The 14716-nt window shown below is 66.4% G+C and carries 11 protein-coding genes and 1 pseudogene; 4 read left to right on the forward strand and 8 right to left on the reverse strand.

Going from position 1 to position 14716, the window contains the following annotated elements:
- Positions 1–96: 96 nt before the first annotated feature.
- A complete protein-coding gene (locus ACPYIS_RS11735; protein ID WP_425974121.1) occupies positions 97–1017 on the reverse strand; it encodes a UDP-2,3-diacylglucosamine diphosphatase in 921 nt (306 codons plus the stop codon).
- Positions 1017–1868 carry a GNAT family N-acetyltransferase gene (locus ACPYIS_RS11740; protein ID WP_425974122.1) on the reverse strand — a complete coding sequence of 284 codons (852 nt, stop codon included), beginning with the start codon at positions 1866–1868 and terminating at the stop codon, positions 1017–1019. Before ACPYIS_RS11740 ends, ACPYIS_RS11735 begins: the two co-directional genes overlap by 1 nt.
- A gap of 182 nt (positions 1869–2050) precedes the next feature.
- Between ACPYIS_RS11740 and lplT the strand changes: the two genes are divergently transcribed.
- Entirely contained in the window at positions 2051–3304 is a 1254-nt protein-coding gene (lplT, locus tag ACPYIS_RS11745) for a lysophospholipid transporter LplT (protein ID WP_424859102.1), read from the forward strand.
- Here lplT and ACPYIS_RS11750 read toward each other — a convergent pair.
- Positions 3255–4535: a glycosyltransferase family 4 protein gene (locus ACPYIS_RS11750; RefSeq protein ID WP_424894703.1), complete on the reverse strand. Its 1281-nt coding sequence runs from the start codon at positions 4533–4535 to the stop codon at positions 3255–3257. The genes lplT and ACPYIS_RS11750 overlap by 50 nt on opposite strands.
- Before the next feature lie 140 nt (positions 4536–4675).
- Here ACPYIS_RS11750 and ACPYIS_RS11755 point away from each other — a divergent pair, with 140 nt between their 5' ends.
- Positions 4676–5281, forward strand: a complete 606-nt coding sequence (locus ACPYIS_RS11755) for a hypothetical protein (protein WP_424894704.1) — start codon at positions 4676–4678, stop codon at positions 5279–5281.
- Between the two features lie 10 nt (positions 5282–5291).
- Here the strand turns inward: ACPYIS_RS11755 and ACPYIS_RS11760 are convergent, their stop codons facing one another.
- On the reverse strand, positions 5292–6962 hold the full coding sequence (locus ACPYIS_RS11760) for an aminotransferase class III-fold pyridoxal phosphate-dependent enzyme (RefSeq protein ID WP_424894705.1): 1671 nt from the start codon (positions 6960–6962) through the stop codon (positions 5292–5294).
- 39 nt (positions 6963–7001) lie between these two features.
- Between ACPYIS_RS11760 and asd the strand changes: the two genes are divergently transcribed.
- Together asd and ACPYIS_RS11770 are read left to right on the forward strand one after the other, a co-directional pair.
- Positions 7002–7919 (forward strand): archaetidylserine decarboxylase, encoded by a 918-nt coding sequence (asd, locus tag ACPYIS_RS11765; protein WP_424894706.1) that lies wholly within the window; start codon positions 7002–7004, stop codon positions 7917–7919.
- A gap of 284 nt (positions 7920–8203) precedes the next feature.
- Positions 8204–8344, forward strand: a pseudogene (locus ACPYIS_RS11770) (gamma-glutamyl-gamma-aminobutyrate hydrolase family protein); the annotation flags it as partial.
- A 162-nt stretch (positions 8345–8506) separates the two neighbouring features.
- Here ACPYIS_RS11770 and glmM read toward each other — a convergent pair.
- The 4 genes from glmM to ftsH form a co-directional block, all read right to left on the reverse strand.
- A complete protein-coding gene (gene glmM / locus ACPYIS_RS11775) occupies positions 8507–9868 on the reverse strand; it encodes a phosphoglucosamine mutase (protein ID WP_424894707.1) in 1362 nt (453 codons plus the stop codon).
- The gene (gene folP, locus ACPYIS_RS11780; RefSeq protein ID WP_424894708.1) at positions 9865–10746 is read right to left on the reverse strand and encodes a dihydropteroate synthase; all 882 of its coding nucleotides are present in this window, start codon (positions 10744–10746) and stop codon (positions 9865–9867) included. Before folP ends, glmM begins: the two co-directional genes overlap by 4 nt.
- A gap of 115 nt (positions 10747–10861) precedes the next feature.
- On the reverse strand, positions 10862–12226 hold the full coding sequence (gene ltrA, locus ACPYIS_RS11785; protein WP_424859842.1) for a group II intron reverse transcriptase/maturase: 1365 nt from the start codon (positions 12224–12226) through the stop codon (positions 10862–10864).
- 433 nt (positions 12227–12659) lie between these two features.
- A complete protein-coding gene (gene ftsH, locus ACPYIS_RS11790) occupies positions 12660–14558 on the reverse strand; it encodes an ATP-dependent zinc metalloprotease FtsH (RefSeq protein WP_424860190.1) in 1899 nt (632 codons plus the stop codon).
- Positions 14559–14716: the final 158 nt, after the last annotated feature.

Genomic DNA, 14716 nt, shown 5'->3' on the forward strand with positions numbered 1-14716 from the left:
GCGAGGCCGGCCGGTCAAAGGAAGGGCGGTGTGCCATCGCCTGCGATTATTGCCGCTTCGGCGTCCCGCCACGTGACGAAACGATGACAACCGGATTTATCCGGGGAACACACCAGCGCGTGTCGGGGTGCCCGCCGGTTCCAGCAGGCGACCATGCGCCCAATGGATGATTTCCAACCGCCCGTCGCTGTGCTCCACCAAGGCGCTCAGGCTTTCCACCCAATCACCGTCGTTGCAATACAACACCCCATCGATCGTACGCATCTCGGGGCGGTGAATGTGCCCGCAGACCACCCCGTCGAGCCCGCGCCGACGCGTTTCGGCGGCCAGCGCCTCCTCGTATCGGGTGATGAAGCCCACCGCCGACTTGACCCGGTGCTTGAGGTACTGCGACAGCGACCAATACGGCAACCCGAGCCGCGCGCGTAAAGAGTTGAGGTGCCGGTTGAGCCGCAGCGCCAGTTCGTACGCCGTATCACCCAGATACGCCAGCCATTTGGCATACTGAATCACGCCATCGTAGAGATCACCGTGCGTCACCCACAAGCGGCGTCCGTCGGCGGTCACGTGCACCGCCTCGTCCACCACCTCTACCCCGCCGAACTGGTGGCCCACGAAGTGACGCACGAATTCGTCGTGGTTGCCCGGCACGAACACCACGCGACAGCCCTTGCGCGCACGGCGCAGGATTTTCTGCACCACATCGTTGTGGCTTTGCGGCCAGTACCAGCGCCGCCGCAGTTGCCAGCCGTCGATGATGTCGCCCACCAAGTACAGGCGATCACTGGGATGGGCCTTGAGAAATGCCAGCAACGCCTTGGCCTGGCAGCCGGGCGTGCCCAAGTGCACATCCGAGATGAATACGGTGCGCAACCGCTGGCGCCGCACCCCCAAGGGCTCGCCGTCGTCGTCGTCCTCGACCAACGGCTCCACACAGCGCGCCGCCATCTTGGGCGTCCAAGCCCCAGCGGCCGCCGCCGGGGCCGTCGTGACGCTCGACCACCCGCTGCGCAACATCACGACCCCAGCAAGTGGCGCCGATAGCGGGCCGGCATGTCGCCCAGCCGCATCATCATCGGCAGATCGGCCGTGTTGAAGTCCGGATCCCACGCGGGGGGGCCGAGCACCTTGGCACCCAATCGCAGATAGCCTTTGACCAGCGCGGGCGGCTCGACCGGAAGGCCGTCGTCCAACTCGTCCACCGGCAGCGGCAAGCGCGGGCGGACGTGATATTCGACAGGGGCGAGGTAACGCTCGCGCACCTGGCGCCAGATGCTGGCGGCGGCGTGCCCGCCCCCCGCCATGCCGTGCGGGCCCTCGTGCTGCATCGGGATGCTGGCGCAGCCGATCATCACCTCTAGCCGGTTGCGCTGCATGAAGTCGGCCAGCGCCGCCCACAGCGCCATGATGACGCCGCCGTGCCGGTGCGCCGGGTGCACGCACGAGCGGCCCAGCTCGACCATTTGGTCGCGCAGCGACCGCAGCCGCGTCAGGTCGAATTCGGTGTCGCTGTAAAAACAGCCGACGCGACGCGCTTGCACCGGCGTGAGCACGCGGTAGGTTCCCACCACATCGCCGCTGGCACCGTCACGCACCAGCAAATGTTCGCAGTGGTCGTCGAACAAATCCACGTCGTGCCCGGGTAGCGGCGTGCGCAGGCGCGCCCCCATCTCCTCGGCAAACACGTGATACCTCAGCCGCTGCGCCGCGCGCACGTCATCGAGGTGTCGCGCCCAGACGACTTCGAGCGGCGCAGCGGGGCGAGCCGCTTCAGCCACCCCAGGGTGAAGTAACCTCCCGGCCGCGCGGCCAGGGGACAAATCCCCCACGGGTGTCAGGTGCAACGTGGGCGTGGGCACTTCTTTCATCATGTGGACGTCTCCGCAAAGTGGGGCGGGGAGCCGGCGATCGCCAGCCCGACCCCGTTGAACCGCATTCTGAAAACCCGTCATGACACGCCCTTGGCGAAAGCGTGTCATGGCCGTGACATGAGCCGCCCTGCCCCGCTGCGTCACGACGCCGTCACGTGCCCGTGTCAGGCTTGCCCACCATGCCTGCAGGTTTTTTTTGGCTGCTGGCGGCGCAGTTCTGCTCGGGCCTGGCCGACCACGCGGTACTGATCGTGGCCATCGCCTACCTTCAAGAACAACAGCATCCGCTGTGGTGGGCACCCTTGCTCAAGTTCGCCTTTACCTGGAGCTATGTGTTGCTGGCACCGGTGGCAGGCGCGTGGGCCGACGCCGTCCCTAAACAGCGCTTGATGGCGCAGATGAACGCGCTCAAAGCGGTGGCGGTACTGGCGCTGGTCGCGGGCTTGCAGCCCTTGCTGGCCTTCGCCCTGCTTGGCTTGGGCGCGGCACTGTACGCGCCCGCCAAGTACGGCTGGATCACCGAGTCGGTACCCGGGCGGCTGCTGGTCGCCGCCAACGGTTGGGCGGAGGTTTCGGTGGTGCTGTCGCTGCTGCTGGGCACGGCGCTGGGCGGCTGGTGGGTCTCGCCGATGTGGCGCTTGCCGCTGGATGGCACATGGGCAAACCTGCTTGGCCCGGTGTGCCCACCGACGGCGCTGCTGCCAGCCTTTGGGGTGGTGCTGGCGCTGTACGCGGTGGCGGCGTGGTGCAACGGCCGCATCCCTGCACGGGCAGCCCGACGGCCCTGGCAAACGGACGACTGGCGCCGCTTGTGGCCGCGCTTCTGGCACGACAACCGACGCCTGTGGCGTGACCTGCTCGGTGGACTCTCGTTGGCCGTGACCACGTCTTTTTGGGCCATCGGGGCGTTGATGCAGGTGGCTATGCTGCGCTGGGCCGAGCAGCGACTCGGGTTGCCGTTAGACCGAGCGGCCTACCTGCAGGCCACCGTCGCACTGGGTGTGATTGCCGGTGCCGGCTGGGCGGCACACCGCGTGGCACTGGTGCGCGCGTGGCGGGTGCTGCCAGCCGGTGTGGCCATGGGGCTGCTCCTCGCGGTGGGGGTACAACTCACTTCGACGCCGTGGGCGGTGGGGATTTTGATGCTGCTCGGCTTTTTGGGTGGTGTGTTGGTAGTGCCCCTCAATGCATTGCTGCAATATCGGGGGCATCGGCTGCTGCAGCCCGGCCAGTCGATCGCGATTCAGGGGTTCAACGAGAACGCGGGCGTGCTGCTGTCGACTGCACTGCTGGCCGCCGCCTTGCGTGCCGACGTCCCGCTGGTGCCGCTGTTGACGTCGCTGGGGCTCATGTTGTCCGCGTCGATGGCCGCGTTATGGCTGGTCACCCGCCAATGGCGGGCTGACCGTCCCACCAAGCCGACGAGCGAATGACGCCCGGCCCCGCGGCATGCGCGGCCAGCAGGCGAACCCAAATATGCTCTGTTTGGGTAACGATCCGGTCCCACCCCAAATGCGCCACCGCATCGGCCGCACCCGCGCGCAGGCGCGGCAGCCAGTCCCGCTCGCGCGCGAGGCGCCGGGCATGCTCGACGAAAGCGTCCTCATCGCCCACTGGCGCCAACCATCCGTTGACACCGGAGCGCACCACCTGGGCTGCAGCCGCGTAGTCGAAGGCCAACACGGGCAACCCGCTGGCTAGCGCCTCTAGCGTAACGTTGCCGAATGTCTCCGTCATGCTCGGAAAGGCCAACACATCGCCGCTGGCATAGGCACGCGCCAGTGCGTCGCCCGTCAGGGCCCCAGTGAAGACCGCCTGCGGGCAGTGTTCGGCGAGCCGGTCACGCATCGGTCCGTCACCCACCACCACCAGACGCCAGCGTGGGTCGATGTCGATCATCGCCCGATAGGTGCGCACCAGCAGCTCGAGATTTTTCTCCGGTGCCAGCCGCCCTACATAGAGCAACACCGGCGTATCGCCGGGCGCCCCCCACGACTCGCGCAAGAGGGGATGGCGGTGGCGCGGCGTGAATCGGTCGGTGTCCACGCCGCGTGGCACCACGATCAAGCGCTCGAACCCTTGCGCGCGCAGCGCGTCGGCCAGCGCCTGCGTGGGCACGAGCGTGCAGTCGGCCTGATTGTGAAAGCGGCGCAGATACGCCTGCACCGAGCGGCGCAGCCAGCCCACGCCGTAGTGGGTGCTGTACGCCTCGAAGTGTGTGCGAAAATCGGTGCTGACCGGCAGCCGCAATTTGCGCGCCGTACGCAGCGCCGACCAGCCCAAGGGGCCTTCGGTGGCAATGTGGACGATGTCAGGCCGGCGGTGCATCCACAGCGACTGCAGCGCACGCTGCGCGGGCAGCCCCATACGCAGCTGTGGATAGCGCGGAATCGGCAAGCCGCGCGTGAGCACCTGCTCCAGCCCCAGCCGAGCCCCCTCGCGGTCCCAACCGTCGCTGGTCTGGCGCGGGCGAATGACCTGCATATCGTGGTCACGACGCTGCAGCCCGCGCACCAGGCGCTCGACCGTGGTCGACACGCCGTTGACCTCGGGCGGAAAGGTTTCGGTCACCACCGAGACGCGCAGCGTGATGCGCCGGGGCGGGAAGCTCTCGATCATGATGCGCTCGTCCATGGCCAGCAGCATGCGTGGCCAGTGCGTCAAACGTGTGACAAGGGGCGGCTGCGGCATTGTCACGACGGCGTCACACGGTGACACCACGATGAAGCCCGCGCGCTGGGGCCCCTGCGGGCGGCTGCGGCGCAGCGACGAACTCCCCTGCATCTCGACGAGGACAACCGGCCATGCAACGTTTTTTACGCACCCTGCACGAACAGCGCTGGGACGATCACCGCTACTACCACCAAAGCCGCATCAACCAGACGCTGCACCTGATCAGCGCCTGCAGCTTTCTGGTGGCGTACGTTTGGGTCTTCTTCGACCCCGCGGTCGCGTCCCTCATCGCCTGGGGTGTGGCGATGATTGCTCGGCAGTCGGGCCATTTTTTCTTCGAGCCCAAGGGCTACGACGCGCGCAACCAATGTACCCACGAATACAAAGAAGCGATCAAGGTGGGCTACAACCTGCGCCGTAAAGTGATCCTGCACGCGGTGTGGGCCGCCGCCCCGATCGCGTTGTGGTGGGGTCCGTCGTTCTTTGGTTGGCTGACTCCCCATGAAGACATGTGGGGCTTTTGGCGCAATGTGGGCTGGCTGTGGCTGTGGCTGGCCGTGGCCGCGCTCGTCGTGCGCGTGCTGCAACTGGCGGTGCAAAAGGACCTGTTCACCGGCATCGTGTGGGTGACCAAGATCCTGACCGATCCCTTCCACGACATCGTGCTGTACCACCGCGCCCCGTTGCACCTGTTGCGCGGCGAGCTGCTCGACCCGGGCCACCCGCGGGCGGGCTGAGCAGCCCCCGTCACGGCTGCGCGGGCGGGCGTCGCAACCAAGCACGCACCGTCTCGCGCAGCAGACCCCGCCGAATACGTCGCGCCCAGGCGGCGTCATCGAGTTCAGGATCCCGCCACCACCAGCCGTCGTCGCGCATGCGCCTGCAGGCGCGCAGCAGCCGCTGCAGCACCTCTTCCAATTCTTCATCGCGGATGGTGAGCGGAAAGATCCAGCGCCCCGTGCCCACCCAGCTCAGCGCCAACCCTTCATCGCGCAGGTAGTATTGCAGCAGCCAGTGGTAGCGCCCCGGTTGGTGGTACGTCAGCGTCCAGATGGACGACAGCGCCGCCACCCGTACCGGCAGGTCTGCAGCGCGCAACGCCTCATTGAAGCGGGCTTCCCAATGGCGCCAGCGCTCGTCGAGCCCCTCGTAGAGCCGGCTGACCTCAGCGGTGTCGAGCACACGCAAAAAGGCATTCATCGCTCCCATGACGGCGGGGTGCGCATTGAACGTTCCGCGTGCAAAACACAGGTCGGCGGGGCGCTCCGGCCGCCAGCGCTCCATCCAGCGACGCCGTCCACACACCACGCCCACCGGCAAGCCACCGCCCAGCGTCTTGCCGTAGCAGACCAGGTCCGCAGGCACACCGAAGTAGGCTTGCGCACCCCCCATCGCGAGGCGAAAACCGACGAACACCTCATCCAAAATCAGCGCCACGCCGGCGTCGGTGCACGCCTGGCGCAATGCCTGCAGCCACGCGGTATAGGCGGCGCGGTCGAAGCCTGCTTGGCGCGTCCCGGTGGCCAGCGTCGAGTCGCTGGGTGCTGCGCGGTTGGGGTGTAGCGCTTGCAGCGGGTTGACCAGCACGCAGGCGATGTCGCGCCGGGTGCGAATCACCCGCAGCGCGTGCTCGCTCATGTCGGCCAGCGTGTACGTCTCGCGCGGCGGCATGGGGTTGCCGGGGCCGGGTTGCACATCCTCCCACCAGCCGTGGTAGGCGCCGGCGAAGCGCACCACGTAGCGCCGTCCGGTGTGGTAGCGCGCCAAACGCACCGCCTGCATCACCGCCTCGGTGCCGGACATGTGAAATGTCACATCGTCCATGCCACTGATTGCCTTCAGGCGCGCGACGTTGTCGGCCACACAGGGGTGCAGCCCGCCCAGCACCGGGCCCAATTCGGCGCCGATCTCAACCCCCTGCCGCGTCAGCGCTTTGTACGCGTCCAGCCCCAATAGATTGACGCCGTACGAGCCGGTCAGGTCGAAGTAGCGGTTGTCGTCCAGATCGACCAGCCAAGGACCGTCGTTGCGTGCCCAAAAGGCACCGATGGGCAACTCGCGCGCCAGTTCCGCGAACGGATACGGCACCCGGTAGCGCCCGGTCAGTCGCAAGTCGGGCATGCCGTCGCGCGCCTGCGCGGTCAGCGCCAGTGTGCGCGGGGCGCGCTCGCGCAGCCGCTCACCGAGCGCCTGCCACGCCGCGCGTCGCTGCTGCACGATAGGTGGCGGCGCGCCATCGAGCGCAAAGGCTTGCGGCACCTGCCACTGATACGCCGGCAGCGCCCGTGCCACCCGTTTGGCCATGCGCACGTGCCCCGCCAGCGAGGGGTGTTTGGCACGCGACAGTTGCAGCCTCCGCCATCCCCAGGGGAGCCCCGCCGCGGTCACCAGGGCGGGCCACCAGGTCCATTCGATCATGTCACGGTCCCTTCAAACAGTCGTGGCATGGTTGTAACCATGCCCTTTGACACCCGTGTGAAAGCCGCGCTGGACCAACCCCGCACCGGCTGGCGTGCCTACCTGCCGGCGGCGGATACGCTCAACTTCGTGCTCACCAACCACGTCCCGCGCGCCTTGTTGACGTACGCGATGGGTTGGTTCAGCCGGGTGCGATCCCCGGGGTTGACGCGGATCTCGGTCGCGCTGTGGCAGCGCTGGTCGGATTTGGATCTCAGCGAAGCCGCACCGGGCCCCTACCGCAGCCTGCGCGACGTGTTCACGCGCGCCCTGCGCCCGGGGGCACGCCCGTTCGACGACGATCCAGACGTGCTGTGCAGTCCGTGCGACGCCATCGTCGGTGCCTGCGGCCCCGTCCTGGGCACGCAGGCGTGGCAAGCCAAGGGGCTGACTTACCGGCTAGAGGAACTGATGGGGCCGCGGGCGGCTGCGCGCTACACGGACGGCCACTTCGTGACCTTGCGCCTGACAGCGACCATGTACCACCGCTTTCACGCGCCGGCCGACATGCACGTGCACCATGTGCACTACATCAGCGGTGACGCGTTCAACGTCAACCCAGCGGCGGTGCGGCGTATCCCGCGCCTGTTTTGCCGCAACGAGCGCGCCGTCGTCGAGGCCACGCTACAAGGCGCCGGCCACGACATTGCACTCGTACCCGTGGCGGCGATTCTGGTGGCCAGCATCCGGCTGCACTTCGTCGATGTGACGCTGCACCTGCGCTGGCGTGGGGCCCATGACATCCCGTGCGACGCCCACGTCGCGCGCGGTGAAGAGCTGGGCTGGTTCGAGCACGGCTCCACCATCCTGATGTTCGTGCCCCGAGGCTGGACGTTGGCCACCGGGATCGAGCCGGGCCGCGTGATCCGCGCCGGGCAAGCGCTGTGGCGGCGCATCGACGGCAGTGCCAGGGTTTGACAGGCAGTCCCCGTACCGCGGATTGGGCCCACAGGTGGGAACCAGACACCCGCACCAGCGTCTGCCATGTGGTGCAATTTGATTCACTACCATGTTTGGACGCCGCCGCCCCATCCACATCGGCCTGTCGGCCCGGATTTTTCATCCGGAGGCGGGCAGCACGGGGCTGCGCAGCAAGACACTGCAAGTGCGGGAACAATCGGTCGCACAGTGGGCCACCTCGCGCGACACGCTGGTCCAAATAGAGCGGCAACCCGGTACGCGACGCTTACGAACTGGAGCTCGTGCGCGAGTTTAGGGAGGCCGGCAAGCCCATTCTAAATTGTCGCGGTATGCAGCTCATCAAGGTGGCGTTTGGCGGCAGCCTGATCCAGGACATCCCCGCCCTCTTACCAGCGGCCATCGCCCACGAAACCCCGCACGACGACCGCCACCGCCACGAGGTGACACTGGCCGACAGCAGTTGGCTGCAACACTGGAATGGGGTACTGGCTGGCCGGCAGGTGGTGTGCTCGACCCGATGCCGATGCGGGACGCCTCATTGGCGGGCGCCCGGCGCTAGGCTGCGAGAGAACGCCAGCAGCGTGTCAGGCAGCATTGACCTCGACCACCGGCTGGGGCTGCGCGACGGCCTGCGCGAGCCGCTCTGCCCATTGCTCGGCCAGCGCCGCATCGCGCGCTTCTACCATGATCCGCAACACGGGCTCGGTACCGCTGGCGCGTATCAGCACCCGCCCCTGCCCCTGCAGCGCCGCCTCTGCCTCGGCCTGCGCACGCTGCAGCGCGGGCATCTGTTGCCAGCGTACGCCCGGCGCCAGGCGCACATTGCGCATGACCTGGGGGAACAGCGTCACCCCTTGCAGCAGCTCGGCCAACGAACACCCCTGACGCACACAGGCCTGCAGCACCTGTAACGCCGCGACGATCCCGTCCCCCGTCGTCTGGCGATCCAAGATGATGAGGTGTCCCGACCCCTCGCCACCGAGCAGCCAGTGGTGGCGGTGCAGCTCCTCCAGCACATAGCGGTCGCCAACCTTGGCGCGCACCAGGCGCACGCCCCGTGCCGCCAGCGCCTGCTCCACGGCCAGGTTGGTCATCAGCGTGCCCACCACGCCGGGCACCACCTCATCGCGCCCCAGGCGGTCATCGGCCAGCAGGTACAGCAGCTCGTCACCGTTGAACAGGCGACCGCTGGCGTCCACCATCTGCAGGCGGTCCGCGTCCCCGTCCAGCGCAATGCCCAGATCGGCCTGATGCTCGCGCACGGCGCGCACCAGGGTTTGCGGGTGGGTGGCGCCCACACCGTCGTTGATGTTGCGGCCGTCGGGCTGGCAGCCAATGGGCACCACCTCGGCGCCCAGTTCATGGAACACCGCGGGGGCGATTTGGTACGCGGCCCCGTGCGCGGCATCGACGACGATTTTGAGTCCGCGCAGGCTCAACTCGGGTGCAAAGGTGCTTTTGCAAAATTCGATATAGCGGCCTGCAGCATCGTTGAGCCGTCGCGCCCGGCCCAGCGTGGCCGCGTCAGCCCACTGCGGCGGCTGGGCCAGCGCCGCCTCGACCTCGACCTCCCACGCATCCGGTAGCTTGGTACCCTGCGCACTGAAAAACTTGATGCCATTGTCCGGATACGGGTTGTGGCTAGCGCTGATGACCACACCGAGACTCGCGCGCTGTGCGCGCGTGAGGTAGGCCACCGCGGGCGTCGGCACGGGCCCCAGCAATACCACGTCCACCCCGGCCGACGCGAAGCCCGCCTCCATCGCCGACTCCAGCATATAGCCGGAGATACGGGTGTCCTTGCCAATCAGCACCGTGGGGCGGGGCTCGGTGCGCCGCAGCACTTGGCCCACGGCATGGGCCAGCCGCAGCGCGAAGTCGGGCGTGATGGGTGGCGTGCCCACGGTGCCGCGGATGCCATCGGTACCAAAGTATTGGCGTGTCATGCGTCCTCCCTATCGTTCAAGGCCATCCAGACCCGCAGGGCCTGCACCGTCGCGGCCACCTCGTGCACGCGCACGATGCGGGCGCCGCGCTGCACCGCCAGCAGCGCCGCGGCCACACTGGCGGGCATGCGCTGTTGGGGATCGTCCACGCCCGTGATGCGCCCGAGCGTCGATTTGCGCGACCAGCCAGCCAGCAGCGGGTACCCCAACGTCAGCAATTCGTGCTGGCGCGCGAGCAAGTCGAGATTTTGCTCCACCGTTTTGCCAAAACCGATGCCGTAGTCCAACACGATGCGCGCGGCTGCCACGCCGCGCGCCTGCAGCGCTTGCGCGCGCTGGGCCAAGAAATCGCGCACCTGGGTGACCGCGTCACCCTGCATCGGCTGCACCTGCATGTCCTGTGGCTGGCGGTGCATGTGCATCAACACCACGCCGCACGCCGGGTGTTGCGCAACCACCGCTTCGGCACTGCGCCCGTCTTCGCCCACGCGACGCAAGGCCCACACGTCGTTGACGATATCCGCGCCCTCGGCCAGGCAGGCGGCCATCACCTCGGGTTTATAGGTGTCGATACTGAGGGGCACGTTCCAGCGCACGGCTTCGCGCACCACGGGCAGCACCCGCGCCAGCTCTTCCTGCAGGGGCACCGGCTGCGCGCCGGGGCGCGTGGACTCCCCGCCGATGTCCAGGATGTCCGCCCCTTCGCGCAGCAGCGTTTCGGCATGGCGCAGCGCCGAGTCCACGCCGGCATGGGCACCACCGTCGGAAAACGAATCCGGCGTGACATTGACGATGCCCATCACGCGGGGATGCCGCAAATCGATGGCAAACCGACGGGTCTGCCAGATCGGGGGTGAATAGCGGTCGTGCGACGACATCCCGCTATTGTGCCGCGGAGCGGGAATCGAGATAGGGGCGGTCAGGATACCTGACCGGGCCCCTCCCACACCACCCGGCATGCGGGTCCGCACCGGGCGGTTCGAGAAGTTGAGGTCATGAGAGACGGGGAACGCCAAGTTTGTCGAAGTAGGCAATGGTCAGCACCCGGTTGAGCTCGCCCGCGCTATTCCGCCACCAGCAGCGGGAATTGCCTGCCACCCGCTTTGCCACGTGTTCGGACGCGCCTAGGTTGAGCAGTTCCCGGTAGATCGTGCTACCCCGCTTCCAGTGCTTGAGGTGGATCGCCCGTAGTCGGTGGCGCAGCCATTCGTCCAGCGATCGCCAGACGCCCGGTGTTTGCGCCAGCCCAAAGTAGGCTTTCCATCCCAACAGATAAGGTTTCAGTCGCTCAATGACCTCCGCCATGCTGCGTCCGCCTGAGCGCCGGGTCAGTTGCCTCACCCGCTGCTTGAACGTCGCCATCGGCTTGTCGGCCACCCTGCGCTTGACGCCCTCCTTGCCAAACCAGAAGCTGTAGCCCAAGAACTTCCTTCCCTTGACGCTGGCCACCGCACTCTTGGCTTCATTGATCTTGAGCCTCAGCTTGCCGTAACACTTGCGCAGCAGCGCCATGACCCGTTCGCCAGCTTTCCGACTACGGACATAGACGTTGCAGTCGTCGGCATAGCGCGCAAAGCAGTGGCCGTGCTTCTCCAGTACCTTATCCACTTCGTCCAGCATCACATTCGCCAGCAGCGGCGACAGCGGCCCACCTTGCGGCGTGCCTTGATACCGCTCAAACACTACGCCATCGCTCATGATGCCGCTGTTCAGGTACGCCCGTATCAGCCGAATGATTCCAGCATCGTCGATGCGTTTGCGTAGGCGGTCGATGAGGATGTCGTGGTTGACTCGATCAAAGAATTTCTCCAGATCGACATCAACCACGATCTTCCGTCCGGACTGGATGTAGCCCTGCGCCGCCAGTATCGCGTCGTGGGCTCGTCGGCCCGGCCGGAAGCCGTAGCTGCACTCGCTGAATGTCGGGTCAAGTAGCGGTTGCAGCACTTGCAGCAGTGCTTGCTGGATCAGCCGATCCGTGACCGTCGGAATGCCGAGCTCGCGCTCGCCACCGTCCGGCTTCGGGATCGTTACCCGTCGTACCGGACTGGGCCGGTACCTCCCCTGCAGCAGTTGTTCCCGAATCAATGGCCACGCCGTCACCAGATGGCGGGCGGTCTGGTCAATGTCCAGCCCATCCACGCCGGCTGCGCCTTTGTTGGCTTTGACTCTCTTCCATGCTCGCCGCAGGTTCTCTCTCGCCAGAACCGCTTGCAGCAGTCCCGGCCCTGTGCTCTCGGTGTCCCGTCGCGGGCCGGCCGCTTCGTCGCTGACAGGTTCCCGCCCGGCTTCACCGTGCGCTACCCCCGCCCGCTCTGCTTGCGCAGACTTCTGACGCCTTGCTTCCAGCATCGACATGGTCTCAAGCACTCCTTCTCGTTCGGCCCTTCGCCCACGACTGGCAGCTACTATGGCCTCTGCTGACTTCTCGCTCCGTGTCACCACGTCGCCCTTTCAGGCATAAGGCGAGATCTCCCCGGGTAAGAACGCACTCCTTCACTGCACAACCGCCGGATTTACGCCGCTTCGCCTTGATCACGAGAGCTTCGCGGATTCATGCCCGCTCGCCCTGCTCGGCAGCGCCTTCTATCCGGTTCTTGTCCATCGGCTCGCAGTTTCGCTCCACGCTTCCTCCCCACACTCGGTCGCCCTCATGCAGTTGCGCTTCGCTTCGTTCGCTGTGATCAACTTACGGTGGGACTTTCACCCACAAGAGTGCGCCCGTGCCGGGCGCACATAAAAAAGCCGGGGCCACGCCCCGGCTCTCGTCAACCCCAACGGGCAGCCATGCTCACGCCGCGCTGGGCGCCTGTGGCGTGGGGTCAGCCGCCTTCACCGGCTCGGCGGCGCCACCCGAGCCGCTACCGCCACCGGTATTGGGCGAACCCGGCGCCGCATCCTTCGGCGGGCGTGGCGGGCGGCCTGCCATGATGTCGTCGATCTGTTCGGCGTCGATCGTCTCCCACTCCAACAGCGCCTTGGCCATCGCATGCATCTTGTCGGCGTTTTGCTCGATCAGGCGTCGCGCCAACGCGTACTGCTCGTCGATGATGCGCCGCACCTCTGCGTCGACCTGGCGCATGGTCTCTTCACTCATGTGGGTGGTCTTGGTAATCGACCGGCCCAGGAAGACCTCGCCCTCGTTTTCGGCATACACCATGGGGCCGAGCTTTTCGGACATGCCGTAGCGCATCACCATGTCGCGCGCAATCTGGGTCGCGCGCTCGAAGTCGTTGCTGGCCCCGGTGGTCATCTGGTTCATGAACACTTCTTCCGCGATGCGGCCACCGAACAGCATGGCGATTTGGTTGAGCATGTACTCCTTGTCGTAGGAATAGCGGTCCTTCTCAGGCAGGCTCATCGTGACGCCTAGGGCGCGCCCGCGCGGGATGATGGTGACCTTGTGCACCGGATCGCACTTGGGCAGCAGTTTACCGATCAGCGCGTGGCCTGCCTCGTGGTAGGCGGTGTTGCGGCGCTCTTCCTCGGGCATCACCATGGACTTGCGCTCGGGCCCCATCAAGATCTTGTCCTTCGCGCGCTCGAAGTCCTGCATCTCCACCACGCGCGCGTTACGGCGCGCTGCCATCAACGCGGCTTCGTTGCACAGGTTGGCCAAATCCGCGCCACTCATGCCCGGTGTGCCGCGGGCGATGACCTCCGGGCTGACATCCGGCCCCACCGGAATCTTGCGCATGTGGACCTTGAGAATCTGCTCGCGGCCGCGAATGTCGGGCAGCGTCACGTACACCTGGCGGTCGAAGCGCCCCGGGCGCAGCAGCGCCGCATCCAGGATGTCGGGCCGGTTGGTCGCCGCGATGACGATGACGCCCAGATTGGTCTCGAAGCCGTCCATCTCAACCAGCATCTGGTTGAGCGTCTGCTCGCGTTCGTCGTTGCCCCCGCCCAAGCCAGCACCGCGCTGGCGGCCCACGGCGTCGATTTCATCGATGAAGATGATGCAGGGCGCGTTCTTCTTGGCCTGCTCGAACATGTCGCGCACACGCGCCGCACCCACACCCACGAACATTTCGACGAAGTCAGAGCCCGAGATGCTGAAAAACGGCACCTTGGCTTCGCCCGCGATGGCCTTGGCCAACAAGGTCTTACCCGTACCCGGCGGCCCCACCAGCAACAACCCACGCGGGATGCGCCCACCCAACTTTTGAAACTTCTGCGGATCCTTCAGGAAGTCGACGACCTCCTTGACTTCTTCCTTGGCTTCGTCGCAGCCTGCCACGTCGGCAAAGGTGACGGTGTTGGCGTTTTCGTCGAGCATGCGCGCCTTGCTCTTGCCGAAGCTGAAGGCACCACCGCGCCCGCCGCCTTGCATCTGGCGCATGAAGTAAATCCACACGCCGATGAGCAGCAGCATCGGCCCCCAACTCACGAGCAGGGTCATCAGCAGCGAGCCCTCTTCACGCGGTCGCACGTCGAACTTGACGTCATTGGCGATGAGGTCGCCCACCAGTCCGCGGTCGAGGTAGGTGGCATTGGTGCGCACACGCCGGTCGTCCGTGGTGATGGCGATGATTTCGGTGCCGTTGGCGCCCTCTTGAATGGTGGCGCTCTTGATGCGCTGCGCCTTGACCTCGTTGAGAAAATCCGAGTACGCCATGTAGCCCGCACCGGCGGTGGCACGGCCGTCAAACTGCTTGAAGACCGTGAACAGCACCATGGCGATCACCATCCAGATCGCCACCTTGGAGAACCACTGGTTGTTGTTCAACGATAACTCCTCGATAAACCGGGTGGAGATGGGTTGACGACCGCCAACCATCGGCTGCATGCTCCACGACGACCCCATTGTATGGCTTGTGCACACCCGCTCTGGCACGGAAAAGCGAA

This window comes from Tepidimonas sp. HKU78, assembly GCF_049860815.1.
Taxonomy (GTDB): domain Bacteria; phylum Pseudomonadota; class Gammaproteobacteria; order Burkholderiales; family Burkholderiaceae_C; genus Tepidimonas.

Bases quoted from the DNA above. Each gene is read 5' to 3' on its own strand.
- ACPYIS_RS11735 (WP_425974121.1), bottom strand. From the start codon at position 1,017: ATGTTGCGCAGCGGGTGGTCGAGCGTCACGACGGCCCCGGCGGCGGCC.
- ACPYIS_RS11740 (WP_425974122.1), bottom strand. From the start codon at position 1,868: ATGAAAGAAGTGCCCACGCCCACGTTGCACCTGACACCCGTGGGGGAT.
- lplT (WP_424859102.1), top strand. From the start codon at position 2,051: ATGCCTGCAGGTTTTTTTTGGCTGCTGGCGGCGCAGTTCTGCTCGGGC.
- ACPYIS_RS11755 (WP_424894704.1), top strand. From the start codon at position 4,676: ATGCAACGTTTTTTACGCACCCTGCACGAACAGCGCTGGGACGATCAC.
- ACPYIS_RS11760 (WP_424894705.1), bottom strand. From the start codon at position 6,962: ATGATCGAATGGACCTGGTGGCCCGCCCTGGTGACCGCGGCGGGGCTC.
- asd (WP_424894706.1), top strand. From the start codon at position 7,002: ATGCCCTTTGACACCCGTGTGAAAGCCGCGCTGGACCAACCCCGCACC.
- glmM (WP_424894707.1), bottom strand. From the start codon at position 9,868: ATGACACGCCAATACTTTGGTACCGATGGCATCCGCGGCACCGTGGGC.
- folP (WP_424894708.1), bottom strand. From the start codon at position 10,746: ATGTCGTCGCACGACCGCTATTCACCCCCGATCTGGCAGACCCGTCGG.
- ltrA (WP_424859842.1), bottom strand. From the start codon at position 12,226: ATGTCGATGCTGGAAGCAAGGCGTCAGAAGTCTGCGCAAGCAGAGCGG.
- ftsH (WP_424860190.1), bottom strand. From the start codon at position 14,558: ATGGTGATCGCCATGGTGCTGTTCACGGTCTTCAAGCAGTTTGACGGC.